The following is a 25868-nucleotide window of genomic DNA, read 5'->3' on the forward strand; positions in this document are numbered from 1 at the left end:
TGACGACAGTGGTTGCCATCGGCGTTAATCCGTCCACATCCAGCGTAAAACGCAGGCCATTTTGTGACATAACCTTGTTCTGGATTTATTGACGAAAAAGGAACCACGGTCCGCTCGTGGCAGTGGCAATGGGGAGGACAGCCGCTTCAGGCACGCTACCGCCAAAGTTTCCGGCATCCACCATCTCCCATATATGAAACGTAACAGACGTAACTCATTGCTGGCACGGGCTTTTTGTCTCCGTTCCCGGACAAAAACAGCATCCCACCATTAAGGCGGAATGCTGTGGATTTACTCTTATGCTTCCAGCGGCGCACGCCAGTCATCAGCACCTGAAGTGCCTGTTGAAACGTGTTCCCACTCAATTTTGTGGTAAGCCAGAGAAACTCTAACCAGATGTGTGAACTCACGTTTGGTGTTGTCCTGGCAGTGCGGCATACCGGAAAGTGTCGATAGCCGGTATCCGGCCTTGTTGTAGGTGTCGATATAGCCCAGCAATTCAGGCAGGCGTTTCAGGTGAAGGGCGGGGTGATGCTGGGTTATAACAGGAGTTACAACGCCATCCAGATCGAATGCCGGATTATATTTAATCGTTCCCTGCTGTACGGCGTGGCGCATAATTTTGGTCAGATACTGGCGTATACGTCCGGCAACAACATGCACACCTTTATCATCAATGTCTCTGACCAGTCGTGCGAGATGTAGGGTTTAAGTCGCCGAAATACCCATTGCGCCGATATCAGGGAAAACGTAGTGTTGGAGGCAGACAGGAATTTTATTGGCGTGACCTTCTGACCAGAGTTTCAGGCAGCCGGTATGCCACAATCTAGAGATGTACTGGAACATTAGTCATTCATTGATAACCTTTTTTCGTCCCGGCGCTGCTGAGAAGGGGTAAAGCCGGATTTTAGTACGCGCCGGGTGGCATCGCGTTTTTCGCGGGCAAGGGCGAGTGAAGTTTCGGGATAAGGACCGAATGATACCCCGGACTCTTTTCCCTCAAAACGATATTTGAAATACCAGATACGAAAATCGTTGGGTTTTACCAGAAGATACAGGCCGAGTGTATCAGCGAGTTTGTAGGGTTTATCAGAAGGCTTTGCACTACGGGCTTGTTTGTCGGTTAATGCCATTTGAGGGCACTCCTTTATCTAACCGGACTGAGCACCGAGTTGACCACCAAAAGCCCCTGATTTGGGCGGATAAATAGAAATTCGCTGGGAAGAGTTTTTCCACTAACTCATTGAATTAAAAACACATGGGGATTTTTAAGGAAGTATAAAAAGGGAAGGTGGTGCCCGGACTCGGAATCGAACCAAGGACACGGGGATTTTCAATCCCCTGCTCTACCGACTGAGCTATCCGGGCAACGAGGCGCATTAAACCGTAATCGCCTCGCTTCGTCAACGAAATTTCTTCAAATCAACGTAGACTGCACAATCTATCACCACTTTGTTGTTATTGCACGCAGAATCAGGCAAAAAACATCGCCCATGCGGCGGAAATCGGCATCGCCAGCAACAGCGCCGGGAGCATATTCACTATCGGAAACATTTTGATTCCACATACACGCAAGCCGGTCGCCACCAGCAGCAGTCCGCCCACGGCGCTAAAGTCGCCCATCATTGCCGGCGTAGTCAGTGGAAGAATGAGGGTGGCGCAGGCGGCAAGCGTTAACTGGATAATCAACATCGGCGCGCAAATCGCCGAAACGGCGATGCCAAGCGAACAGGCGAAAATAATGGCAGTGAAAAAATCCAGAAAAGATTTAGCGATCAAAATGTTTGGATCGCCGGTCATCCCTTCATGCATCGCGCCGAAAATACCGGTGCCGCTGGCGCAAAAAAGTACAATGATAGCGACGTAACTTTGAATAAATGAGTCGTGTGTTGGCTTCTTACCCGATGCCATAAATAATTGTTGGATTTTCGCGACTGCGCCATTAATGCCTTTTTCCAGCAAACAAAACTCGCCGATAAGCGCGCCGACCAGCGTCGCCAGCACCATCACCGGAAGATTAGCGCACTTCATCACCAGCAGAATGCCAATACCCAGAGAGCACAGACCAAAAATAGACGTCATTGAGACGCGAATCCGTTCTGGCAGACGCTGACTTAACAGCGCGCCAATAACGCCGCCGAATAAAATTGCGCCAGCGTTAATAAAAGGTCCAATTACCACAATGACTCCTGTTATTTGTCTTTCAAATTGCCTTATTATCACGCGATTAAGCTGTTAATAGCTTGACTATCTGTGACGTATAGAGCGCTGATTTTACCTTGCGCCGTCTGGTGAAAGGTGCCATGATTGCGCGAAATTTCTCCTGCCAGCATGGGGCTCGCCGGGATGAACATAGCGCCTTTATATTGTCTTCACTGTCGCCTGACTGCGCGAGGTTTGCCCCTTTCTTTCCTTTTTTTTGTCATCCCCGCTATGCGGTGAGGGCAGCGCACGCTCACTGCAGGACAACAGTAAAATCAGAAACAGTCTGTTTTTACTGATGTCTGGCGGTCGGAGCTGGTATCCAGTTTGACCCGGCATCTCGTTGGGCAAGGCATCGGGCCTTGTCCGGGGTTACTCTACTCCCGAAACGGGTATTTGCGCTTATGAAATCAATGAATATTGCCGCCAGCGGTGAACTCATCCCCCGTCTCTCCACCCACCGAAACGTAGTGGCGCTGGACAGTACCGACTTTACCGATGTGGCCGCAGTCGTCATTACCACTGCCGACAGCCGTAGCGGTATTCTGGCGTTGCTTAAACGCACCGGTTTTCACCTGCCGGTGTTTATGCTTGCGGATGAACCCGTCAGCGCGCCTGTCGGCGTTACGGCGGTAATAGTCGGGAACGCGCAGGAATGGCTGGAGCTGGAAAACGCTGCCTGTCGCTACGAAGCGGAACTTCTGCCGCCCTTTTATGGCACCCTGACCCAGTATGTCGACATGGGGAATAGTACCTTTGCTTGCCCGGGGCACCAGCATGGCGAGTTTTTTAGAAAACATCCCGCAGGCCGCCATTTTTATGACTTTTTTGGTGAAAACCTGTTTCGTGCGGATATGTGTAACGCCGATGTGAAACTTGGCGATCTGCTAATACATGAAGGTTCTGCCAAACACGCGCAGAAATTTGCGGCAAAAGTGTTTAATGCGGATAAAACCTACTTTGTGCTGAATGGCACTTCGGCGGCGAATAAAGTGGTCACCAACGCCCTGCTGACGCGCGGCGATCTGGTGCTGTTTGATCGTAATAATCACAAATCCAACCACCACGGCGCCCTGATTCAGGCCGGGGCGACGCCAGTCTATCTTGAAGCGGCGCGTAACCCGTTTGGTTTTATCGGTGGCATTGATGCGCACTGTTTTGATGAAACGTACCTGCGCGACCAGATTCGTGACGTGATGCCGGAAAGCGCCGATGCGCTGCGTCCGTTCCGTCTGGCGATCATTCAGCTGGGTACCTATGACGGCACTATTTACAACGCCCGTCAGGTGGTGGATAAAATCGGACATCTCTGCGATTACATTCTGTTTGACTCCGCGTGGGTAGGCTATGAGCAGTTTATCAATATGATGGCGGATACCTCGCCGTTGCGGCTGGAGCTTAATGAAAACGACCCAGGGATCTTTGTGACCCAATCGGTACATAAGCAACAGGCGGGGTTCTCTCAAACCTCGCAGATCCACAAAAAAGATAACCATATTCGCGGCCAGGCGCGTTTTTGCCCGCACAAACGCCTGAACAACGCCTTCATGTTGCATGCTTCAACCAGTCCGTTCTACCCGCTGTTTGCGGCGCTGGATATCAATGCCAAAATCCACGAAGGGGAGAGCGGTCGCCGCCTGTGGGCGGAGTGCGTTGCGCTGGGCATTGACGCGCGTAAAGCCATTCTCGCCCGTTGCAAACTGCTTCAGCCCTTTATCCCACTGGTGGTTGACGGCAAGCCGTGGCAGGCATATCCAACGGAGACCATTGCCAGCAATCGTCGTTTCTTCAGTTTTGAGCCCGGGGCGAAATGGCATGGCTTTGAGGGTTATGCGGATGACCAGTATTTTGTCGACCCCTGTAAACTGTTACTGACCACGCCAGGTATTGATGCCGATAGCGGGCGGTACACCGAATTCGGCATCCCGGCGACCATTCTCGCCCACTATCTGCGTGAGAACGGTATTGTGCCTGAGAAGTGCGATCTCAACTCGATTCTGTTCTTGCTGACACCCGCCGAGAGCGAAGAGAAACTGGCGCGGCTGGTCGCGATGCTGGCGCAATTTGAACGGCACATTGAAGACGATACGCCGCTTGCGGATGTATTGCCGACGGTTTTTCAGAAATACCCGGTGCGCTACCGTGATTACACCCTGCGTGAGCTATGTCAGGAGATGCACAACCTGTACGTTAGCTTTGACATTAAGGATCTGCAAAAAGCGATGTTCCGCAAAGAAAGCCTGCCGCATGTGGCGATGAACCCGCAGGATGCCAACAGCGCCTTTATTCGCGGCGATGTAGAACTGGTGCGTATCAGCGAGGCGGGCGGGCGTATTGCTGCCGAGGGGGCATTGCCATACCCGCCGGGCGTACTGTGCGTGGTGCCGGGGGAGATTTGGGGCGGCGCGGCGCAGCGTTATTTTTTGGCGCTGGAAGAGGGCATCAATCTGTTGCCCGGTTTTTCGCCGGAATTGCAGGGAGTGTATAGCGAGACCGATGCCGATGGAATTCAACGCTTGTACGGATATGTTTTAAAGTAACGTTGCCTGCAGGCCGGATAAGGCATTTACGCCTTATCCGGCCTGCGAAACAGGGCAAGAATTAATGTGCAACGGGTTGCGAACCTGCCGGAACGCGAACGTGTTTGTATTTGAACAAGGCTACGAACGCGAAGGCCAGCACCAGCGAGTAGCCTGCGAAGATGAGCCACACGGTCTGCCAGTCGGTAATGCCGTTTTGAGTGTAATACTCCACCACTTTACCGCTCACAATGCCGCCCAGGATACAGCCGAAGCCGTTGGTCATCATCAGGAACATCCCCTGCGCGCTGGCGCGGATTTCCGGGCGTACTTCTTTTTCGACAAACACCGAGCCAGAAATGTTGAAGAAGTCGAAGGCGCAGCCGTACACAATCATCGACAATACCAGCAGAACGGTACCGAACGGCGTCGGGTCGCCATAAGCGAACAGGCCGAAACGCAGCATCCACGCCACAATACTGATAAGCATAACGTTCTTAATACCATAACGGCTCAGGAAGAACGGAATGGTCAGGATGAATAACGTTTCAGAAATCTGCGAAATCGACATCATCACCGAGGCGTGCTGCACGATAAAGCTACTGGCGAATAGCGGATCTTTATCAAAGCTATGCAGGAAGGTGTTGCCAAACATGTTGGTGATCTGCAGTTCCGCGCCCAGCATCATGGAGAAGATGAAGAAAATCGCCATCCGCTTATTTTTAAACAGCGCAAAAGCGTCAAGGCCCAGCATTGATGTCCAGCTCTGGTTTTTCTGTTGGTTCGCCACCGGAATGTGCGGCAGGGTAAAGGTAAACAGTACCAGCAGAACGGAAAGCGTCGCGCCGATATAAAGCTGCATATGGCTCAGCTCGAAACCGGAGAAACTCACGCCCCACATCGCCAGAATAAAGCCAATGGTGCCCCAGATACGGATAGGCGGGAAGTCAGTCACAATATCCATGCCGGCAGACTGCAGGCGGTAATACGATATGGTATTGATCAAGCCCAACGTCGGCATATAGGCCAACGAGTTAAGCAGGATCACAAAGAACATCGCCCCAGGCGTAGTGACTTCCGCGGCCATGAATAGCGTGATGGCGCCGACGACATGACACAGGGCATAGACCCATTTCGCGCTCAGCCATTTGTCAGCCACAATGCCTAACAAGGTCGGCATAAAGACGGCGGCAATCCCCAGTGAACTATAAACTGCGCCAATAGATGCGCCGTCAAATTTTAAGGTGACGAACATATACGAGCCCAGGGTAGTGAGCCAGCTTCCCCACAGACAGAACTGCAGAAAAGAGAGTATTTTAAGCTGCAGCTTAAGATTCATGTTAATTTCCTCACACCTGAGAGCGGATGAATGTTTTAAAAGGCACATTTGCCGTTGTGATTTGGTGTGATTCTATCAATGAGAGGCGGGCTTTTTTTGTTACCTGTGACAAATATTTGCAAACAATTTCTGATTGCAAAGCAAAAGGGTGACGGAGTTAACACTTTTACCTTTCCCGCCTCTGTCATTTGCCAGCCAGAGGCGGGATGCGATGGTTTATCGGCGGCGATACGATCGCTGGGCGGAATTCACCTTATACAGATAGCGGCGCGACTCCGCAGATGGATGTCGGGTGGTTAATATCTGGTACACATCCCCCGGCGACATGCGGTTAATCATATTCGCGGCCTGAATCTTATCGTTCGAGAATACGCGTAATACGCTGCCTGCGCCGCCATTGTAGGCGGTAATGACCGCATAGCGCCGCGACGTCGGATTCTCAATACCGCTCAGATAGACATTATTCAACATCGCCAGATACGCTGTGCCGGTATCGATATTGCTGGCGGGGTCGAACAGGAAGTTACGGCTTGGCGTGCCGGACTTACCCTGAGAACGGAAAACATCTTTCCCGGCGCTGTGTTGCACCACCTGCATCAGGCCCAGCGCATCCGCATGGCTGACCGCATACGGGTTAAACGAGGACTCCGTTTGCATAATCGCCAGAATCAGCGACTCGTCAACGCCGTATTTACGGGAGGCCTGGCGTACCATGCCAATGTATTTATGCGCGCGTTTATCAAGGTGGTTCGGCACCAGATTAATGGTGACGCTGTAAATAATACGCAGGCCGTTACTGCGGCTTTTGAGCCGCGTTTTCAGCAAGTAATCCGCGAATGTCGTGGCGCGGCCTTCCCAGCGAATAGGCTGGCCGGTATTGTCGAGGACCTGACCATACAGGAAGGGTTCTTTAGAAATTTTTATGTCATCGACATCGGAGTAAAGATCGACGGAGGTTGGGTCGTCACCCATGAGCAACGTTTTAATAATGGCTCGGCGCAGATGTGCGGTAGGTTCCGTCCCGGCGATGGTTTCCACGGTAATGGTCCCATCATCAAAGTTGATGTGGCTACGGGTCTGGAACTGATCGGTATATTTGACGTAGTCTTTCGGCCCGGCGATCAGGACTTCCTTATATCCCCACAGATTTTCAATATTGTTGGCAAATTGCCCCATCAAAATATCAAAGCCGTTGGTATCCTTGACCCAGGCTTCATTATACGTCTCGCCTTTTTTGGTCGAACTGGAGCAGGAGATGAGCAACGGCGCAATAACAGCAAGCGCGAGTAATTTTTTCATCATTCCGGGAGTGCATGTTGTGTTGTCGTTATGCCATGTTGCCGGGCAGCGGCGCTAAGGGCTTATCCGGCATAACTCACCGGCCGAATAAGCGCAGCCTCATTCAGCAACGGGCCTATTTTTTATCTTCCGGCGTATAACCTTCGATATGAACGTCTTTGCCTTCGAACAGGAAGCTCACCATCTCCTGTTCCAGCAGTTTACGGTGCTCGGCGTTCATCATGTTGAGCTTTTTCTCGTTAATCAACATGGTCTGCTTATGCTGCCACTGCGCCCACGCGTCCTTAGAGATCTCGTTATAGATACGTTTTCCCAGTTCGCCAGGGTAGAGCTGAAAATCTTGCCCTTCAGCGTCGCGTTGCAGGTAAGTACAAAAAATCGTTCTGCTCATAAGTCATCCTCTTCATCGACCGGGGCGTTAAACTGGCGCTCCGGTACGTAACTGCTGTAACAAGCGCTCCACGGGGGCCGCCAGTCCGACTGACGGCGGTTGCGCTAAGTTATACCAGAGCGCGCTGCCTTCATCCATGCAGGCGTCCAGTGACGACACGGGAAGCCACATAGGCACAATATCCAGGTGGAAATGGCTAAATGTGTGGCGAAACGCGTTAAGCTGGGTCAAATTATCAGCGTTAACATGCCGTTGCGCCAGCCATTCACGTAATTCAGCTTCGCTGGCGAACTGCGGAAAGCAGTAGAGTCCGCCCCATAAACCGCTGGGAGGGCGCTGCGCCAGGAAAATCTCCTGATTATGCTGTAACAATAAAAAGTAACCCGTCCGCTCCGGCAACGTCTGTTTCGGTTTCTTGCCCGGATAGCGTGACCAGCTTTCATGCGCAGCGGCGATACAACCGTTTTGCAGCGGACACAGGGTGCACTTTGGCTTTGAACGCGTACAAACCATCGCGCCCAGATCCATCATCGCCTGATTAAAACGCTCCACGCCGCGTGCGGGCGTCACTTGCTCGCTCAGCGTCCACAGCGTATTCTCCACCTCTTTTTTTCCAGGCCAGCCGCTAACAGCATAACAGCGAGCCAGCACACGTTTAACGTTTCCATCAAGAATCGGATAATGTTTACCTAACGCGAGGGAGAGAATTGCGCCGGCGGTTGAACGCCCGACGCCGGGTAGCGCGGCGATTTCGGCAAAAGTTTGCGGGAATTCTCCACCGTGAAGCGTCGCCACCTGTTGCGCCGCTTTATGCAAATTACGCGCGCGGGCGTAATAGCCGAGCCCGGTCCATAAATGGAGCACTTCATCCAGCGGCGCATTCGCTAAATCCGTTACCGTGGGAAAGCGCGCCATAAATCGCTCAAAGTAAGGAATCACCGTCGTCACCTGCGTTTGTTGCAACATGACTTCCGAGAGCCATACTTTGTAAGGCGTCTTGTTAATTTGCCAGGGCAGCGTTTTCCGCCCGTATTTGTCGTACCAGTCCAGAACCTGGGCTGAAAATTGAGACGCTTGCATGGAAACTCATTCATTATTGCCGGGGGCAAGATTGCAGCACAGAGGCCGCAGGGTGTAAACCGGAACTTTCCGCAGTGCGCTTCATGCTTGCATCCGGCAACTAACTTTGGATAATGCCCGTTTTCAGAACTCAAACACAGCAGACTACACTTTTATGAAAAACGACGTCATTTCACCGGAATTTGATGAAAACGGTCGCCCGCTGCGCCGTATTCGTAGTTTTGTTCGTCGCCAGGGGCGACTGACAAAGGGGCAAGAGCACGCGCTGGAAAACTACTGGCCGGTGATGGGCGTCGAGTTCAGCGAAGCGCCGGTAGATTTCGCCACGTTGTTTGGTCGCGAAGCGCCGGTGACGCTGGAGATTGGTTTTGGCATGGGGGCGTCTCTCGTGGCGATGGCGAAAGCGCGCCCGGAGCAGAATTTCCTCGGCATTGAAGTGCATTCACCCGGTGTCGGCGCGTGTCTGGCGTCCGCTCATGAAGAGGGCGTTGAAAACCTGCGCGTCATGTGCCACGACGCGGTAGAAGTGTTGCATAAAATGATTCCTGACAATTCTTTATCGATGGTTCAGCTCTTTTTCCCTGACCCGTGGCATAAAGCGCGTCATAATAAACGCCGTATCGTTCAGGTGCCGTTTGCTGAACTGGTATTGAGCAAGCTGAAATTGGGCGGCGTTTTCCATATGGCGACCGACTGGGAAGCGTATGCGGAACACATGCTTGAAGTCATGTCTTCTATCGACGGGTACAAAAATCTGTCAGAGAGCAATGATTATGTACCGCGCCCGGAATCGCGCCCGGTAACGAAATTTGAACAACGTGGCCATCGTCTTGGTCATGGCGTATGGGACTTAATGTTCGAGAGGGTGAAATAATGGCAAAGAACCGTAGTCGTCGTCTGCGTAAAAAAATGCACATTGACGAATTCCAGGAATTAGGATTTTCGGTGGCATGGCGTTTTCCGGAAGGTACATCTGAAGAGCAGGTCGATAAGACTGTCGATGACTTTATTAATGACGTTATTGAGCCTAATAAACTGGCGTTTGACGGCAGCGGCTACCTGGCCTGGGAAGGGCTGATTTGTATGCAGGAAATCGGTAAATGTACCGAAGAACATCAGGCGATTGTGCGTAAGTGGCTGGAAGCACGCAACCTTGAAGAAGTCCGAACCAGCGAACTTTTCGACGTTTGGTGGGACTAATAAGTACAGGGTCGGCAAATGCCGGCCCGCTTTGTCTTGAGGGAAAGTTATGATGCGCAAAACGCTGCTGGCGGCAGTGCTAACGTTTACGGCGATGGCCGCTCATGCAGATTACAAATGCAGCGTCACGCCGCGTGACGATGTGATCCTGAGTCCACAAACGGTGCAGGTGAAAGGTGAAAACGGCAACCTGGTGATCACGCCGGACGGCAATGTGATGTACAACGGTAAGCAGTACACCCTTAGCGCCGCGCAGCGCGAGCAAGCGAAAGATTACCAGGCGGAGCTGCGAAGCGCGCTGCCGTGGATTGATGAGGGCGCCCGATCGCGCGTCGAAAAAGGCCGCGTGGCGCTGGATAAAATCATCGCTAAAGAGGTGGGCGAAAGCAGCAACATGCGTAGCCGTCTGACGAAGCTTGATGCGCAATTAAAAGCGCAAATGAACCGCATTATCGAACATCGTACGGACGGCCTGACGTTCCACTATAAGGCTATCGACCAGGTGCGTGCCGACGGTCAGCAGTTGGTGAATCAGGCGATGGGCGGTATTTTGCAGGACAGCATTAACGAAATGGGCGCCAAAGCGGTGCTTAAAGGCGGCGGCAATCCTTTACAGGGTGTGATGGGCAGCCTCGGTGGTTTGCAAACCGCTATCCAGAACGAATGGAAAAACCAGGAGAAAGATTTCCAGCAGTTTGGCAAAGATGTCTGTAGCCGCGTAGTGACCTTAGAAGATAGCCGCAAAGCGCTGGTTGGCAGCCTGAAGTAATCTTTTCTTTTTAAACAATGGCGCAGATCGTATCTGCGCCTTTTTATTCTGTTTTTTCCTGCATTTTGTTATCCATCTCTAAAAAATACTCTCTGTCGGATATATATCGCTGGTTAATCGTATGGCGTCACATTATTCGTCTGCAATATAGAGATAATGCGACCAGTTGACATAACTGGAGATATAACATGGAGTTTTTCAGGAAAACGGCATTAGCTGCTCTGGTAATGGGTTTCAGCGGCGCAGCGTTCGCTTTACCGAATATCACCATCTTAGCGACCGGCGGAACGATCGCTGGCGGTGGTGATTCAGCAACAAAATCAAATTATACGGCAGGTAAAGTCGGCGTCGAAAATCTGGTGGATGCCGTTCCTCAATTGAAGGACATTGCGGTAGTGAAAGGCGAGCAGGTCGTTAACATTGGCTCGCAGGATATGAACGATGAAGTCTGGCTCACGCTGGCGAAAAAAATCAATACCGAGTGCGACAGCACCGACGGTTTCGTGATCACCCACGGTACTGATACGATGGAAGAGACCGCTTATTTCCTCGATCTGACCGTGAAATGCAATAAACCGGTGGTACTGGTCGGCGCGATGCGTCCTTCCACGTCAATGAGCGCAGATGGCCCGTTCAACCTCTATAATGCGGTAGTAACAGCGGCTGATAAACAGTCTGCCAATCGCGGCGTGCTGGTGGTAATGAATGATACCGTCATGGACGGACGCGACGTCACTAAGACCAATACGACTGACGTGGCGACGTTCAAAGCGGTTAACTACGGCCCGCTGGGTTATATCCACAACGGTAAAATTGACTACCAGCGTACGCCAGAGCGTAAACATACCACCTCCACCCCGTTCGACGTGTCGAAGCTGACCGCGTTGCCGAAAGTCGGTATCGTTTATAACTATGCGAATGCGTCCGATCTGCCGGCAAAAGCGCTGGTAGACGCGGGTTATGACGGGATCGTGAGCGCAGGCGTGGGTAACGGCAACCTGTATAAAACGGTCTTTGATACCCTGGCGACCGCCGCGCACAACGGTACGGTAGTGGTGCGTTCTTCACGTGTGCCGACTGGCGCAACCACGCAGGATGCGGAAGTTGACGATGCAAAATACGGCTTTGTCGCTTCCGGCACGCTGAACCCGCAAAAAGCGCGTGTCTTACTGCAACTGGCGTTAACCCAGACTAAAGATCCAAAACAGATCCAGACGATGTTTAATCAGTATTAAAGATAATGCCCCGGTCGGAAGGCCGGGGCTATCTTTGGAAGACCTCTCGCACAACCAACACTATTATCTTGCTAATTATCATCCTGGTTATGATAATCGTGGGCGTCATGTTTCTGGACGGGAGGTCCACAAGTGGTTCGACAATGGATTGCTGGCGCAGCGCTGTTTGTCCTGATTTCAGGCTATAGTTGGGCAGAGGTTGCTCAACCCTCCGATAACATCTTAAAAGAACAGTTTAGTAAGCAGTACCACGGCATACTTAAACTGGATTCCATTACCTTAAAAAATCTTGATTCGACGGGCAATCAGGCCACCTGGTCTGCCGAAGGGGATATTTCTTCCCGTGAAGATATGTATACCGGCGTTGGTATGGCGGCGGATTATTATTTTGTTGAAAAAACCTGGACCAAAGATCGTCCCGTTAAATTTTCTGCCATGTTAACCAGCAAAGGGACGCCAGCCTCTGGCTGGACGGTGAGCTATTACTCATTACAAATGGCAGCCAGCGATCAGGGCCGGGCTATTGACGACATTAAAACGAATGATAAATACCTGATCGTCAACAGTGATGACTTTAACTATCGGTTTGGCAACATTGAAGCCTCCTGGCGTGCGCAGAAAGCGTCGATCCCCGGTCTTGAAGAACAACTCTCTGCCCTGGATAAGAAAATAGCGGTAGCTAAAAAAGAAGCGGACGCATATTGGGGAAAAGGCGCTGATGGGAAACCGTTGACCCGCGCCGAGGCGTTTAAAAAGACGTTAAAAGAGCGCGATGATTATGTAAAAGCCAACGATAGCAGCGTATATGCCGAGAAATACGAAAAAGAGGTCTATCAACCGGCATTAGACGCGTGCCGTAAGCAGAGTGAGCCGTGCAATGAAGCGGCTATTCAGCAGAAAAGAGATTTAGACATACACGAGCAACGGCGGCAGGTATTTTTGAAATCAGAAGAGCTGCGTCGAAAAGCGCAGAATGACTGGATAACGTTAGAGAAAGGACAATATCCGCTGAATATAGCGGTACAGAAACTTCAGATGCAACAGAGTGATATCCGCATGAAAATCTCGGATATTAATGACGGTTACGAGCGCTGGAAAAAAGATACGGACGATTTGCGTCGTAAAGGCGTTATTAAATAATGCGCTTGCTGGCGGCGCATTAACCGCCACAGGTCGGTAAGCGTCGCGCCATCAGGTATTTTACCCGCTGGCGCGACAGGCTTATCCTTGTTATTCCGCGAGAAACAACTCAAGAAGAGAGTTTAAAAATAGTTTACCGTGACGGGTAATCTGCCAGTATTGCTCGCATTCGGTCAGGTAGCCCTGGGCAATAGCCTCGTCGATTGGCTGACGAATAACCGCTTCCGTAAGCCCGGTATAGTCGACAAATTCGGCGCGAGGCGCGCGCTCCAGCAACCGAAAACGATTCATAAAGAACTCAAAGGGTTTATCGTCATCACTCACGTCACGCTGGCTTTCCAGGTAACGTCCCTGCATATAACCGCGTGGGTGACGGGTTTTGGTGGTGCGCAGGATCCTGCCGCCCGGGAAGGTGACTTTACCGTGGGCGCCGCAGCCAATCCCCAGATAGTCGCCAAAGCGCCAGTAGTTCAGATTATGCTGGCACTGATAACCGGGTTTGGCATAGGCCGACGTTTCGTATTGCTGATAGCCCGCGGCGGTTAATAACTGGTGGCCCTGCTCAAAGATATCCCACAGAGCGTCATCGTCCGGTAAAACCGGCGGACGCGAACCGAACAGAGTGTTGGGTTCAATCGTCAATTGATACCATGAGAGATGCGGCGGATTAAGCGCAATTGCCTGTCGCAAATCATTCAGCGCCTCTTCCAGCGTCTGGTCCGGCAATCCATGCATCAAGTCGAGGTTAAAGCTGCGTAGCCCAAGCCCATTTGCCAGTCTTGCTGCCCGCATCGCCTCTTGTGGACCGTGAATACGGCCAAGACGTTTCAGCTTAGGCTCACTAAAGCTCTGTACGCCAATGGAGATCCGGTTTACGCCGGCGCGCTGATAGTCGATGAAGCGGTCGGCTTCGACCGTGCCGGGGTTCGCTTCCATAGTAATTTCCGCATCCGCCGCCAGGTTCAGGCGCGCGCGCACGCCGTCCAGCAGCGTTTGCATCGCCGGCCCGGAAAGTAGGCTTGGCGTACCGCCGCCAATAAAAATGGTCTTTACTTCGCGCCCTTGCGCCCAGGCGACATCGGCGTCCAGATCGCTTAACAGATGCTGGACGTAGTCGTCATGCGGCACCTCGCCCTTCAACGCATGGGAATTGAAGTCGCAATATGGACATTTTTGTACACACCAGGGAATATGAATATAAAGACTGAGCGGCGGTAGTTTAGCCATTGCGTAACGCATCCAGCAGCAGCTTGAGCGCTTGTCCACGGTGGGAAATCGCGCTTTTTTCTTCACGGGTCAGTTCTGCGGCGGTTTTGCCTTCAGACGGTACGAAGAAAATGGGATCATAGCCAAATCCGCCATTTCCGGCCGCCTGGCGAGTAATGACGCCAGGCCAACTACCGTGACAGACTATCGGTGTGGGATCTTCGGCATGACGCAAATAAACCAGTACACAATGGAATCGCGCCTGGCGTTTGTCGTCCGGAACATCTCGTAGAGTATGCAGCAGTTTTTCCAGATTTTGCTGATCTGTCGCGTTTTCGCCAGAATAGCGCGCGGAATAGATACCCGGCGCGCCGCCTAAAACGTCAACGGCCAGACCGGAGTCATCGGCAATGGCGGGCAGACCGGTCATTTTAGCGGCATGGCGCGCTTTGAGAATCGCGTTTTCAATAAACGTCAGGCCGGTTTCTTCCGCGGAATCGACGCCCAGTTCCGTTTGCGCTACCACATCAAGCCCAAAATCGCTTAACAGCGACGCGAGCTCGCGCACTTTACCGGCGTTGCCGGTTGCGAGAACAACTTTTTGCATGGAATACCTACTCAGTTAACGCCGCAATTTCCGGCGGGATCTGTTGCGGGTGAATAATTTTTACCTGTTTGTGACGGCCCAGCTCGCCTTTTTCGATGACGATCTGACTTTTCGCCACGCGAAACTGTTTACCGAGAAACTTGATCAGATGGCTGTTTGCCTGACCATCAACCGGCGGGGCGGTAATGGCGACTTTCACCTCGTCGCCATGTAAGCCCACAATACTGTCGCGGCTGGCTTTCGGCTGAATATAAAGCCGTAACACCAGACCGTCTTCGCAGCGAGTCACAGCACTCATAGCGCCATCCACAGCCCCGGCAGCAACATGTTGCCTGTCGCTTGTAAGACTTCAGCGATCCCCATATTAACGACATACAGCAGCAGCACCAGAACCATCGGCGAGAAGTCGATGCCGCCCATCGCAGGCAGTATACGGCGAATCGGGCTGAGCAGCGGCTCGGCAAGCTGAATCAATACATATTCAATCGGGCTACGACCCTGGCTCACCCAGCTCATGATAGCCATGACCAGCAGCACCCAGAAGATCAGCAGGCCGATTGTTTTAAGCAAGATAAGCACCGCGGCAATCCAGATAATCGCCTGAAACGTAATTACCTTAAACAGCACTATCGCCTTAATAACGCTAAGAATAAACGCCACCAGCAGGGAAGCGCTGTCAATCGGCCCCATTGGCGGGATAATACGACGCAGCGGTCCGATGATGGGCTGCGTAATTTTCACCACGAACTGGGAAAAAGGGTTGTAAAAGTCACAGCGGGCCCACTGCATCCACACGCGCAATAATAGCACCATGGTATACAGCTCAATTACCGTTGAGAGCAGGAAGGTCAACGTATTCATGGCGTTCCTCAGTTTTCCTTAATTTTTTGTGTAATCACGAGCACCAAAGATAGCGGTGCCGATGCGCACCATTGTGCTACCTGCCGCAATCGCGGCTTCCATATCGTCGCTCATACCCAGAGATAGGGTATCAACGTCAGGGTAGCGCGCTTTCAGCCCGGCAAATGCTACAGCCATTTGACGTGCGACTTCAAACTGCCTTACATAATCTGACTCTGGCGCCGGGATCGCCATCAGTCCGCGAAGCCGCAGACGCGGCAGTGTAGCCACCGCAGCGGCCAGCTCATCCAGTTCCGCCAGCGGAATGCCTGATTTGCTGTTTTCATCGCTGATATTAATTTGGATCAGAACATTCAGCGCTGGCAGATTATCCGGACGCTGTTCGCTCAGCCGTGAGGCGATACGCAGGCGATCGATGGTATGACACCAGTCAAAATGCTCGGCCACCAGCCGACTTTTGTTGGACTGTAAAGGGCCTATAAAGTGCCAGTGCAGGCCTTCCACTTTCGCTTCCTGAAAGTGGCGGATTTTTTCCACCCCCTCTTGTACATAATTTTCACCAAATGCCCGTTGTCCGGCGGCAATGGCTTCTGCGATGTCGCTCGCAGGTTTGGTTTTACTCACTGCAAGCAACGTAACTTCTTCTGAAGAGCGGCCGCAACGCGTCGCCGCGGCGGAGATTTTGTCCCGGATGTGTGCCAGGTTATGCGCGATATCGTTCATTTTCCGAGGATGTTTATATGAATATGGAAGAAATTGTGACGCTTAGTGTAAAGCATAACGTCTCGGATCTACACCTGTGTAACGCCTGGCCTGCGCGATGGCGCAAACAAGGACGCATGGAGACAGCGCCTTTTACCGCGCCTGATGTCGACAGGCTTCTGCTTGATTGGCTTAATGATGCGCAATAATATCAGTGGCGAACGCACGGCCAGCTTGATTTCGCCGTCTCGCTGTCTGGCACGCGGCGCCTGCGCGCCAGTGCGTTCACACATCAACAGGGAACGTCGCTGGCGCTACGGCTATTGCCCGAGCGTTGTCCTGATCTGGCGGAAATCCAGACGCCGCCGATAGTACCCGCACTGCTTGCCAGCGAGAACGGACTGATTCTGGTCACTGGCGCTACTGGCTGCGGGAAATCCACTACGCTGGCGGCGATGGTGGGACATCTTAATCAACATGCCGATAAACACATCCTGACGCTGGAAGATCCTATTGAGTACCGTTACACCAGCAAGCGTTGCCTGATACAGCAGCGGGAAATCGGCCAGCATTGCGCCACTTTTGCCGCCGGGCTGCGCGCGGCGTTACGTGAAGATCCCGATGTCATTTTGCTGGGAGAGCTGCGTGACAGCGAGACCATTCGCCTGGCGCTGACGGCGGCGGAAACGGGGCATCTGGTACTGGCAACCCTGCATACTCGCGGTGCGGCGCAGGCGGTGGAAAGATTAGTGGATAGTTTTCCGGCGCAGGAAAAAGAACCGGTACGCAGCCAACTGGCGGGTAGTCTGCGCGCCGTACTATCACAAAAACTGGAGGTCGACAGACAGGATGGGCGCGTGGCGTTGTTTGAATTACTGATTAATACGCCAGCCACAGGGAATTTGATCCGTGAAGGCAAACTCCATCAGTTGGCCCACGTGATACAAACCGGGCAGCAGCAGGGGATGATGACATTCGCCCAGAGCGCGCAATGGCGTCAGGCGCAGGGACGACTGTAGCGAAGATGGCGGCGTAGGGGGGGAGGAAAGTGTTGACTGGCGCGGTGGATTGAACGGCATGCAGGCTTGTATCCTGGCGAACCGGCGTTAAAATCGCAGCTTTGTTAAAACCACAGCGAAGCCATTTAACGATGTCATCACAACCGAATCAAAGCCTGATAGATGGCATTCGCTGTCTGCAATATCTGGTCTCCAGCGACCGTGCTATCGGATGTCGCGAGCTTGCCCGGCTGATGGATATTAATACCACGCGCGTTAATCGCCTGTTAATGACGATGGCCTCTATTGGACTCACGATGCAGGATGAGCACCGACGCTATTTACCCGGGCCAGGCATTCATGCTTTGGCGGTGCAGGCGATTCGCGGTTCAGCGCTGTTCTCCCATGCGTTGCCTATCCTTGAGCGCCATGCGCCCAGAGACATCGTGGTGGCATTAGGCGTGCTATGGGAGGACCAGATTATCTATATTTATCACTCTACGCCGGGTTCGCAGGGAAGTCAGGCGTTGGCGGGGTTTCGCATGTGCCCGGCCTGGCAGTCGGTAACAGGAGTGGCGTTACTGGCGGCAGAAAGCGATGAGGCGCTAATGCAGCGTTTTACTCCGGAGCAGTGGCGTAATCTGGCGCCGCATGTGGCGCAGCAGCGCCAGCGGGGATACGTGCTGTGGCATCACGCTGATGGTGAAGTTTCTATGGCGCAACCGCTAGGCAAGCACGCCGCAGCGCTGGCCTTTGCGGGAATGTGGCGGATTGATGAGGCGGAGGCGGCTGCGCGTTTACAGGCGCTGAAGGCACTAAACCAGCGTATTGCCCAGTAAGCCTGGCAACCGTGACCGCGTTATCCGCCTGCTGACAAAAACGGCTTTAATACCCCTGTTCAAAATAGCTTTCGAGGATAATCACGGCGGAGGCCGAGTCCACTTTGCCTTTGTTCAGCGCGCGATACCCACCTCGTTCAAACAGACCGGAGCGTGCTTCAACGGTGCTGAGTCGTTCATCGTGCAGCGTGACAGTTACCCCGAAACGCCCATGAATACGGTTGGCGAATTTACGTGCGCGCGCCGTCAGCGGTTGTTCAGTGCCATCCATATTGAGCGGTAGCCCGACAATAATTTCGTCCGGCTGCCACTCTTTCAGCAAACGTTCAATGAGCGTCCAGTCGGGCGTGCCGTCCTGTGCTTTGATTGCCGGAAGCGGACGGGCGGTGCCGGTAATGCGTTGTCCTATTGCAACGCCGATGCTTTTTGTGCCGAAGTCAAAGGCCAGTAAGGTGCCGCTCATCAGGCGTGCCCCGCAACGCCAGGCATGGTCAGAATATCAATGCCAATAAGTTTTGCCGCTTCGCGCCAGCGCTCGGCAATGGGCGTTTTGAACAAAATATTGAGATCGGCGGGCGCGGTAAGCCAGGCGTTATCAAGCAACTCTTGTTCAAGCTGGCCTTTATCCCAGGAGGCGTAGCCCAGCGCGACCAGCACATCGGAAGGCTGTTGTTGGGTTCCTAACGTTTCCAGCACATCGCGGGAGGTGGTAATCACGGTATTGTCTGAGATACGAATGCTGGAGGCGAAACGTGACGGCGGAGTATGGAGAATAAATCCGCGATCTTCCGCCAGCGGGCCGCCGAGCATCACGGCTTTATCAAGACGAATTGCCGAATCGCGCGGTTCCGGCGTAATTTTTAATTTTTCCAGAATCCCTTCAATTTGCAGATTTTCCAAAGGCTTATTAATAATAATCCCCATAGCTCCGTCCTGGTTGTGCTCGCAAATATACACCACGGAACGGCGGAAAATCGGGTCCTGGAGCGCAGGCATGGCAATAAGAAAGTGATGCTGTAAATTCATTGTCAGAGGTTCTGTTTCCTGGTTCAAAAAAACGACAGCGTTCAGTATGTGGGGAAAGCGGACGGTTGTCACTCATATAAGCCGTCTTTTGCCAAAGGACGGCTGCCTTATCGGGCAATAGATTGCCGGATGGCGATGCTGATGCGCCGCCTTATCCGACCGGGGCGGCGTGATTGCTCAGGCCCGGTAAGCGCACGCCACCGGGCAATAAACCTTTACTTCGCCAGACGCGCTTCGATGGCGTCCATCAACATCCCGGTGATAGAGATTGGGTATTCCGCTTCAATTTCACGCACGCAGGTTGGGCTGGTCACGTTAATTTCCGTTAAGCGGTCGCCGATAATATCCAGACCGACGAAAATAAGCCCTTTGGCTTTAAGCGTCGGCCCAACGCGGCGGGCGATTTCCCAGTCGCTTTCGCTCAACGGACGGGGTTCGCCGCGACCACCAGCCGCCAGGTTGCCGCGGGTTTCGCCGCCCTGCGGAATACGCGCCAGGCAGTAAGGCACCGGCTCGCCGTCGACGACCAGGACGCGCTTATCGCCATCTTTGATAGCGGGCAAATAGTTCTGCGCCATGCAGTAGCGGTTGCCCAGCTCGGTCAGCGTTTCGGCAATAACGCCTATGTTAGGATCGCCTTCCTTAACGCGGAAAATGGACGCGCCGCCCATACCGTCCAGCGGTTTCATAATGATATCGCCGTGCTTTTCCCAAAACGCTTTGAGCTGCGCTTTATTGCGCGTTACCAGCGTTTCCGGGGTCAGGTCGGCAAACCAGGCAGTATACAGTTTTTCATTACAGTCGCGCAGGCTTTGCGGTTTGTTGACGATCAGCGTCCCTTCTTCTTCAGCGCGTTCCAGAATATAGGTCGCATAAATAAACTCGGTATCAAACGGCGGATCTTTGCGCATCAAAATGACGTCCAGATCGGCGAGTTTAATCTCCTGCTCGCTGCCGAACTCGTACCATTTATCGTAATTTTGCTCCACGCTCAACGTTCGCGTGCGGGCGCGGGCTTCGCCGTTAATCAGATAAAGGTCGGCCATCTCCATATAATGAAGTTCATAACCACGACGTTGGGCTTCCAGCAGCATAGCGAAACTGGTGTCTTTCTTGATGTTGATGTGTGCGATGGGGTCCATCACGATGCCGAGCTTGATCATTATTTTCTCCGTTAACGCTTCATCCTAAGTCGCCAAAACGCACCTGTAGCGCGGTAATGGCGGTGAGCGCGGTTGTCTCAGTACGCAGAACGCGAGGTCCTAACAGAATATCAGTAAACTGATAGCGCGCGGTCATCGCGATTTCGTCCGCCGACAGCCCGCCTTCCGGGCCGATCAGCAGTCGGACGCGTTCAACCGGCAGCGGCAGAGTGTTGATGCTGGCATGGGCGCGCGGATGAAGATTGAGCTTCAGCCCGGAATCTTGCTCGGCGCACCAGGCTTCCAGCGCCATCGGCGGGCGAATTTCCGGCACCCGGTTACGCCCGCATTGTTCGCAGGCGGCGATGGCGATCTTTTGCCACTGCTGACGCTTTTTGTTCAGACGTTCATTATCCAGTTTAACGCCGCAGCGCTCAGAGAACAGTGGCGTAATGAGGCTTACACCCAGTTCGATCGATTTCTGGATAGTAAATTCCATTTTTTCACCGCGCGACATCACCTGGCCCAGATGGATATGCAGCGGCGATTCACGATCGTCGATTTCGCCTTTCATCACTTGCACTTCAACGCTTTTCTTACTGGCGCTAATGATTTCAGCATCGAATACCTGATTACTGCCGTCAAACAGCTGTAACGCTTGTCCCGCTCCCATGCGCAGTACACGACCAATATGATTGGCCGCATCTTCGCATAACGAAATCTGCGTACCGGACGTCAACAATTCAGGGTGATAAATGCGGGGAATACGCATAATAAAAAAATCCGCGTCATGGCCCCGGCGTTTGGCTATCCAGGGCATGGGTTAACAAGAATCCCGCTAGTGTAGGTTAGCTCTTTCGCGCCTGGCAAGCGCGTTGCACATAGGGATTATGATTACCCTGGACCTTCGCGATACGCGCATCGCGCTCGCACTCCCAGGCGGTAACGGGGTACTGCTTATCCCAGACGTTAAAAAGCTGCGTTTGTTGGCGGGAAAGTTTCAGTTGGTATTGGTCGCGCATATAAAAATAAGTGCGGGCGATTGCGCCACGGGCGCGGGCGGGCGGCTCGGCGAGCTTCGCTTTAAAATCCACTTTCATGGCGCATTGCCCGTACTGACCTTCGCCGCCGTTCCACTGGCTATACATAAAATTGCCGCGATCGCCATTCACTTCGCCAATCGCGGGTTGCAGGTTATGCATATCGCTTTCCATTTTGCGGTAGACCGGGTCTTTAGCGCAGTTTTTTCGCCCGCCGTCCTGCCAGCACTGGCGCTGATGACCGAATTGCCAGGCGGGGACAACGTGCTCCCACTCAATGCGTCTGGCGCGATTCTCGTTTTTACGCACCTTATAGCCGCAGGACTCCAGGTCTACGACGCCTTTTTTACCCTGCCAGCGGATTTGGCACCCGCAGTAAAAGCTGCCGGGCGCGTCAGCATTGACTTTGACGCTCGCCGCTTTGGCCTGAGAAAAATTGTTAATGCCATCGGCCAGGGCCTGGCCTGAAAACGCTGCGGCCAGCAACGCAGCGGCAAAAGAAAAATTACGGTACATTGCACACTCCATAGCAAAACGAGCCCGCAACGTAACGAAAGTTGTGTCTGTATGCAATCAGTCCGCTCAGGAAAGTTCCCGGACGTTTCGGGAACTACCCGGCGACCAGTGGTTCGCCGCAGTGAACGCAACGATAAACCGCTTCGCCGCGTACTACGCGGTTATGACGGCGGACGGTGAGTTGATGTTGCTGGCATTGGCAATGATAGGGAAAGGTATTGCGCCGTACGGATTGCAGCGCAAATTGATGGGTACGTCTGGCCGGAACGCCCAGCACGCTTTCCATCATCCACTTCCATTCCTTGCCATGCGGAGCCTTGCGTCCGAAGTGCTTCCACACCAACAGATGCGCCAGTTCATGCGGCACGACCTCTGCAATAAAGGTGTCGATGTTTTCCAGCAGTAACACCGGGTTGAGGCGGATTTCGTAGCTCTCCAGCCAGGCGGTGCCCGCCGAGGTGCCGCGTTGCGTATACACCAGTTTCGGCTCCGGATAATGTCTATCGAGCTTGAGGTTCGCCTGGGCGAGATTTTCCCGCAGACGGCGCATCACGGCCTGCTGGATAGCGATAGGGAGACGAGGGGTTTTCATAGCGGCAGAGAATAGTGCGACGGAAGAGGGACTGCAAGAAAAACGCTTCCTCCTGTGGCAGGAGGAAGCGTGGAGGGATTAGTCGTGGGCGCCGATTTCGCGCAGTTTACGACCTTTCATCAGGTTACGTTCAATGTGTTCCAGCGAAACGTGTTTGGTTTCCGGCACCAGCCACAGGGTCAGCAGGATAAACAGCACGTTCAGGCCAGCGTAGACCCAGAAGGTGTTGGCGTTACCCAGATTGTTCAGCATGGTCAGGAACGTTGCGCCGACGATCATATTGGCGATCCAGTTGGTCGCGGTGGAGCAGGTGATGCCGAAATCGCGGCCTTTCAGCGGCTGGATTTCGGAGCACAGTACCCAAATCAGCGGACCAGCGCTCATCGCAAATCCAATGATGAACATCAGCAGCATAGCGATAGCGAAGTATTGCGCAGACGGCGAATGGATGCCGATGTGCATCATCGTACCCAGAATCCCCATACCAATCGCCATGACCAGGAAGCCCAGCGTCAGGGTCGGCTTGCGGCCCCAGCGGTCAACCAGGCCGATAGCGATGAAGGTTGCCAGCACGTTAGTCAGACCAACAATAACGGTGCCCCACATCTGCTCCGTGGTATTCGTGTACCCCGCCAGTTCGAAGATTTTCGGCGCGTAATACATGATGACGTTCATCCCGGTAAATTGCTGCATGACCTGCAACAAAATGCCAAGAAACACGGCGCGGCGGAAGTTGCTGTTCTCTTTGAACAGCGCCCAACCGCTCTGTTTAACCTGCAAACTTTCGCGAATTTCATCGAGCTCACGTTTTGCTTCCGCACTGGTGTCACGCAGGCGCAACAGGACGCGTTCAGCATCATGGAAGCGGCGTTTCGCCGCAAACCAGCGCGGGCTGTCCGGCAGGAAGAAGACGCCGATCAGCAGCAGAATGGCCGGGATGATGATCACGCCGAGCATCCAGCGCCATGCGCCGCTGTAGCTGAACGCGGTATCGGACAGATAAGCGCCCAGAATCCCGATGGTGATCATGAGTTGGTACATTGAGATCATACTGCCGCGAATTTTTTCCGGCGCGATCTCGGACAGGTACAACGGTGCAGTGTAGGAAGCGACGCCGACGGCCAGACCCAGCAGCACGCGAGAAATAATCAGGACTTCAACGTTAGGCGCCGCAGCGGAGAACAGCGAACCGGCGACGAACAGGATAGCGCCGATCATCAGGCTTTTTTTACGGCCCAGCTTAAAGGAGAGCCAGCCGCTGCCGACAGCGCCGACGGCCGCGCCAAACATCATGGAGCTGACCACCCATTCCTGAGTGTGTGCGGTAATCTGAAACTCGTCGGTAATGAAGGGTAAAGCACCGGCGATAACGCCGATATCCAGGCCAAAAAGTAATCCTGCCAGGGCTGCAAGAAAGCAGACAAAAAATGTCATGGCCTTGTTGGAACGCCCTTGTTTTTTATTGTCAGGCATTATGCCCTCCGGTTGGGTTAGCAATTTTATCGATGTTAAGAGTAGGTGAGTACGCCGTAAAAAGATGTGAGGCTAATCACAATGGTGTAATCGTTTACACTACTATTTATCTCGGTGATTATTTAATTATCTGAAAAATAATAGTTTTAATAATCTTATAACCATATCAATCGCCTGGTATTCAGACAAAGTTGAAAAATTATGTAATATTTTCATCGCAGAATTAGCATACCGATAGTGATGCGGTCAGTTCTTAATGAAAATGAATGTAACCGCTTTCATGATGACTGAAACTGAATGATAAAAAGTGTAGTCGAAGAAACGAAAGGGGAGAGTGGATTGTGCTGCGCATCACAAAAAGGTCAGTATAAATTCACGCTGGAATATCTGATAACGTTGCGTGTATCAGCAATGATAAAGGCCAGCAGGGCGCTGGCCTTGATAAGTACGGTATGGTTTACCTGACTGAAAAACAGCGTCAGGCGCGGGCGATTATTTCAGACCGGCAGCATCGCGCAGCAGTTGCGCTTTGTCGGTTTTTTCCCATGGGAAGTTTTCGCGACCGAAGTGGCCGTAAGCCGCAGTTTCTTTGTAGATCGGGTGCAGCAGATCCAGCATCTGAATCAAGCCGTACGGGCGCAGGTCGAAGAATTCGCGCACCAGCAGAATCAACTGTTCAGCAGGCACTTTTTCAGTACCGAACGTTTCCACCATGATGGACGTCGGCTCCGCTACGCCGATAGCGTAGGAGACCTGGATTTCACAGCGATCCGCCAGACCTGCCGCCACGATGTTTTTCGCGACATAACGCGCAGCGTAAGCTGCAGAACGGTCAACTTTAGATGGATCTTTACCGGAGAAGGCGCCGCCGCCGTGACGCGCCATACCGCCGTAGGTATCAACGATGATCTTACGACCGGTCAGACCACAATCGCCCATCGGGCCGCCGATAACAAAACGCCCGGTTGGGTTGATAAAAAATTTAGTGGACGTATTTAACCATTCAGACGGCAGAATGGGTTTGATGATCTCTTCCATCACCGCTTCTTGCAGCGATTTTTGGTCGATATCTTCTGCGTGCTGCGTAGAGAGAACCACGGCGTCGATACCGACGATTTTGCCGTCGTCATACTGGAAAGTGACCTGGCTTTTTGCATCCGGGCGCAACCATGGCAGGGTGCCATTTTTACGCACTTCAGCCTGACGCTGTACCAGACGGTGCGCGTAGGTGATTGGCGCAGGCATCAGTACGTCGGTTTCATTTGTCGCGTAGCCAAACATCAGGCCCTGGTCGCCCGCGCCTTGTTCCAGCGGGTCTGCGCGGTCAACGCCCTGGTTGATATCCGGAGACTGTTTGCCAATTGCGCTCAGTACCGCGCAAGAGTTGGCGTCAAAGCCCATGTCGGAATGCACATAGCCAATTTCGCGCACCGTATTACGGGTAATCTCTTCGATATCGACCCAGGCGCTGGTGGTGATCTCACCGCCAACTAAAACCATGCCGGTTTTAACGTAGGTTTCACAGGCGACGCGTGCTTTCGGATCCTGTTGCAGGATAGCGTCCAACACGGCATCAGAGATTTGGTCTGCGATTTTGTCAGGATGCCCTTCTGATACGGACTCAGACGTAAAAAGGTGTTTTGCCATATTTAATTTCACCTAAGGAGAATTTAGTTAGCTCAAACTGTTGTG

Annotated in this window: 25 protein-coding genes, 1 tRNA gene and 3 pseudogenes; 8 read left to right on the top strand and 21 right to left on the bottom strand. The window is 52.9% G+C overall.

From position 1 onward, the window contains the following. Window positions 1-297: 297 nt before the first annotated feature. The 4 genes and pseudogenes from NA986_RS07840 to NA986_RS07855 form a co-directional block, all read right to left on the bottom strand. A pseudogene (locus NA986_RS07840) lies at window positions 298-438 on the bottom strand (type VI secretion system tube protein Hcp); the annotation flags it as partial. A gap of 36 nt (window positions 439-474) precedes the next feature. Then, a pseudogene (locus NA986_RS07845) lies at window positions 475-1133 on the bottom strand (tyrosine-type recombinase/integrase); the annotation flags it as partial. A gap of 159 nt (window positions 1134-1292) precedes the next feature. Then, window positions 1293-1368: transfer RNA gene (locus NA986_RS07850), tRNA-Phe, on the bottom strand. A 105-nt stretch (window positions 1369-1473) separates the two neighbouring features. Next, on the bottom strand, window positions 1474-2181 hold the full coding sequence (locus tag NA986_RS07855) for a DUF554 domain-containing protein (protein WP_023216290.1): 708 nt from the start codon (window positions 2179-2181) through the stop codon (window positions 1474-1476). Window positions 2182-2606: 425 nt separating this feature from the next. Between NA986_RS07855 and NA986_RS07860 the strand changes: the two genes are divergently transcribed. Beyond that, window positions 2607-4742: an ornithine decarboxylase gene (locus NA986_RS07860; RefSeq protein WP_023216289.1), complete on the top strand. Its 2136-nt coding sequence runs from the start codon at window positions 2607-2609 to the stop codon at window positions 4740-4742. Between the two features lie 61 nt (window positions 4743-4803). Here the strand turns inward: NA986_RS07860 and NA986_RS07865 are convergent, their stop codons facing one another. From NA986_RS07865 to mutY, 4 genes are all read right to left on the bottom strand, one after another. After that, window positions 4804-6060, bottom strand: a complete 1257-nt coding sequence (locus tag NA986_RS07865; RefSeq protein WP_001049803.1) for a nucleoside permease — start codon at window positions 6058-6060, stop codon at window positions 4804-4806. 216 nt (window positions 6061-6276) lie between these two features. Beyond that, window positions 6277-7362, bottom strand: a complete 1086-nt coding sequence (gene mltC / locus NA986_RS07870) for a membrane-bound lytic murein transglycosylase MltC (protein WP_000976289.1) — start codon at window positions 7360-7362, stop codon at window positions 6277-6279. A gap of 112 nt (window positions 7363-7474) precedes the next feature. Then, entirely contained in the window at window positions 7475-7750 is a 276-nt protein-coding gene (locus NA986_RS07875) for an oxidative damage protection protein (RefSeq protein ID WP_000091706.1), read from the bottom strand. 27 nt (window positions 7751-7777) lie between these two features. Continuing rightward, window positions 7778-8830, bottom strand: coding sequence for an A/G-specific adenine glycosylase (gene mutY / locus NA986_RS07880; RefSeq protein WP_001148957.1), 1053 nt, complete (start codon window positions 8828-8830; stop codon window positions 7778-7780). A gap of 154 nt (window positions 8831-8984) precedes the next feature. Here mutY and trmB point away from each other — a divergent pair, with 154 nt between their 5' ends. The 5 genes from trmB to NA986_RS07905 all read left to right on the top strand — a co-directional run bounded on the left by trmB (window position 8985) and on the right by NA986_RS07905 (window position 13174). Beyond that, window positions 8985-9704, top strand: a complete 720-nt coding sequence (gene trmB, locus NA986_RS07885) for a tRNA (guanosine(46)-N7)-methyltransferase TrmB (RefSeq protein WP_000786890.1) — start codon at window positions 8985-8987, stop codon at window positions 9702-9704. Beyond that, entirely contained in the window at window positions 9704-10030 is a 327-nt protein-coding gene (locus tag NA986_RS07890) for a YggL family protein (protein WP_001107574.1), read from the top strand. Before trmB ends, NA986_RS07890 begins: the two co-directional genes overlap by 1 nt. A 49-nt stretch (window positions 10031-10079) precedes the next feature. After that, entirely contained in the window at window positions 10080-10799 is a 720-nt protein-coding gene (locus NA986_RS07895) for a DUF2884 domain-containing protein (RefSeq protein WP_000984827.1), read from the top strand. Window positions 10800-10987: 188 nt separating this feature from the next. Further along, a complete protein-coding gene (gene ansB / locus NA986_RS07900; protein ID WP_000394189.1) occupies window positions 10988-12034 on the top strand; it encodes an L-asparaginase 2 in 1047 nt (348 codons plus the stop codon). Window positions 12035-12166: 132 nt separating this feature from the next. Further along, window positions 12167-13174, top strand: coding sequence for a DUF1202 domain-containing protein (locus tag NA986_RS07905; protein ID WP_023216288.1), 1008 nt, complete (start codon window positions 12167-12169; stop codon window positions 13172-13174). A 90-nt stretch (window positions 13175-13264) separates the two neighbouring features. On the opposite strand, the gene hemW is transcribed toward NA986_RS07905, so the two are convergent. From hemW to NA986_RS07930, 5 genes are read right to left on the bottom strand one after another with little or no spacing between them, the layout of a single operon-like run. Then, window positions 13265-14401 (bottom strand): radical SAM family heme chaperone HemW, encoded by a 1137-nt coding sequence (hemW, locus tag NA986_RS07910; RefSeq protein ID WP_001096532.1) that lies wholly within the window; start codon window positions 14399-14401, stop codon window positions 13265-13267. Next, window positions 14394-14987 carry an XTP/dITP diphosphatase gene (locus tag NA986_RS07915; RefSeq protein WP_001174769.1) on the bottom strand — a complete coding sequence of 198 codons (594 nt, stop codon included), beginning with the start codon at window positions 14985-14987 and terminating at the stop codon, window positions 14394-14396. Before NA986_RS07915 ends, hemW begins: the two co-directional genes overlap by 8 nt. A 7-nt stretch (window positions 14988-14994) precedes the next feature. Further along, window positions 14995-15285: a DUF167 family protein YggU gene (yggU, locus tag NA986_RS07920; RefSeq protein WP_001277203.1), complete on the bottom strand. Its 291-nt coding sequence runs from the start codon at window positions 15283-15285 to the stop codon at window positions 14995-14997. Beyond that, a complete protein-coding gene (locus tag NA986_RS07925) occupies window positions 15282-15848 on the bottom strand; it encodes a YggT family protein (RefSeq protein WP_001094848.1) in 567 nt (188 codons plus the stop codon). Before NA986_RS07925 ends, yggU begins: the two co-directional genes overlap by 4 nt. A gap of 18 nt (window positions 15849-15866) precedes the next feature. Continuing rightward, window positions 15867-16571 carry a YggS family pyridoxal phosphate-dependent enzyme gene (locus NA986_RS07930; RefSeq protein WP_000997790.1) on the bottom strand — a complete coding sequence of 235 codons (705 nt, stop codon included), beginning with the start codon at window positions 16569-16571 and terminating at the stop codon, window positions 15867-15869. Window positions 16572-16588: 17 nt separating this feature from the next. Between NA986_RS07930 and NA986_RS07935 the strand changes: the two are divergent. Together NA986_RS07935 and NA986_RS07940 are read left to right on the top strand one after the other, a co-directional pair. Continuing rightward, window positions 16589-17569, top strand: a pseudogene (locus NA986_RS07935) (type IV pilus twitching motility protein PilT). A gap of 131 nt (window positions 17570-17700) precedes the next feature. Next, the gene (locus NA986_RS07940; RefSeq protein ID WP_023216287.1) at window positions 17701-18387 is read left to right on the top strand and encodes an IclR family transcriptional regulator domain-containing protein; all 687 of its coding nucleotides are present in this window, start codon (window positions 17701-17703) and stop codon (window positions 18385-18387) included. 46 nt (window positions 18388-18433) lie between these two features. Here the strand turns inward: NA986_RS07940 and ruvX are convergent, their stop codons facing one another. The 8 genes from ruvX to metK form a co-directional block, all read right to left on the bottom strand. After that, complete coding sequence (gene ruvX / locus NA986_RS07945) at window positions 18434-18850, bottom strand: Holliday junction resolvase RuvX (protein WP_000017096.1); 417 nt, start codon at window positions 18848-18850, stop codon at window positions 18434-18436. Beyond that, complete coding sequence (locus tag NA986_RS07950) at window positions 18850-19413, bottom strand: YqgE/AlgH family protein (RefSeq protein ID WP_001053167.1); 564 nt, start codon at window positions 19411-19413, stop codon at window positions 18850-18852. Before NA986_RS07950 ends, ruvX begins: the two co-directional genes overlap by 1 nt. Before the next feature lie 215 nt (window positions 19414-19628). After that, window positions 19629-20576: a glutathione synthase gene (gene gshB, locus NA986_RS07955; RefSeq protein WP_000593248.1), complete on the bottom strand. Its 948-nt coding sequence runs from the start codon at window positions 20574-20576 to the stop codon at window positions 19629-19631. A gap of 19 nt (window positions 20577-20595) precedes the next feature. Beyond that, the gene (gene rsmE / locus NA986_RS07960) at window positions 20596-21327 is read right to left on the bottom strand and encodes a 16S rRNA (uracil(1498)-N(3))-methyltransferase (RefSeq protein WP_001675718.1); all 732 of its coding nucleotides are present in this window, start codon (window positions 21325-21327) and stop codon (window positions 20596-20598) included. A 76-nt stretch (window positions 21328-21403) separates the two neighbouring features. Next, a complete protein-coding gene (gene endA, locus NA986_RS07965) occupies window positions 21404-22111 on the bottom strand; it encodes a deoxyribonuclease I (protein ID WP_000286124.1) in 708 nt (235 codons plus the stop codon). A gap of 94 nt (window positions 22112-22205) precedes the next feature. Beyond that, complete coding sequence (locus tag NA986_RS07970; RefSeq protein ID WP_000856775.1) at window positions 22206-22703, bottom strand: SprT family zinc-dependent metalloprotease; 498 nt, start codon at window positions 22701-22703, stop codon at window positions 22206-22208. A 78-nt stretch (window positions 22704-22781) separates the two neighbouring features. After that, window positions 22782-24176, bottom strand: coding sequence for a galactose/proton symporter (gene galP / locus NA986_RS07975; RefSeq protein ID WP_001113171.1), 1395 nt, complete (start codon window positions 24174-24176; stop codon window positions 22782-22784). Window positions 24177-24668: 492 nt separating this feature from the next. Then, on the bottom strand, window positions 24669-25823 hold the full coding sequence (metK, locus tag NA986_RS07980; protein ID WP_001062140.1) for a methionine adenosyltransferase: 1155 nt from the start codon (window positions 25821-25823) through the stop codon (window positions 24669-24671). Between the last annotated feature and the right edge of the window lie 45 nt (window positions 25824-25868).

The sequence above is a fragment of the Salmonella sp. NW177 genome (assembly GCF_051811585.1).
Lineage (GTDB): Bacteria > Pseudomonadota > Gammaproteobacteria > Enterobacterales > Enterobacteriaceae > Salmonella > Salmonella enterica.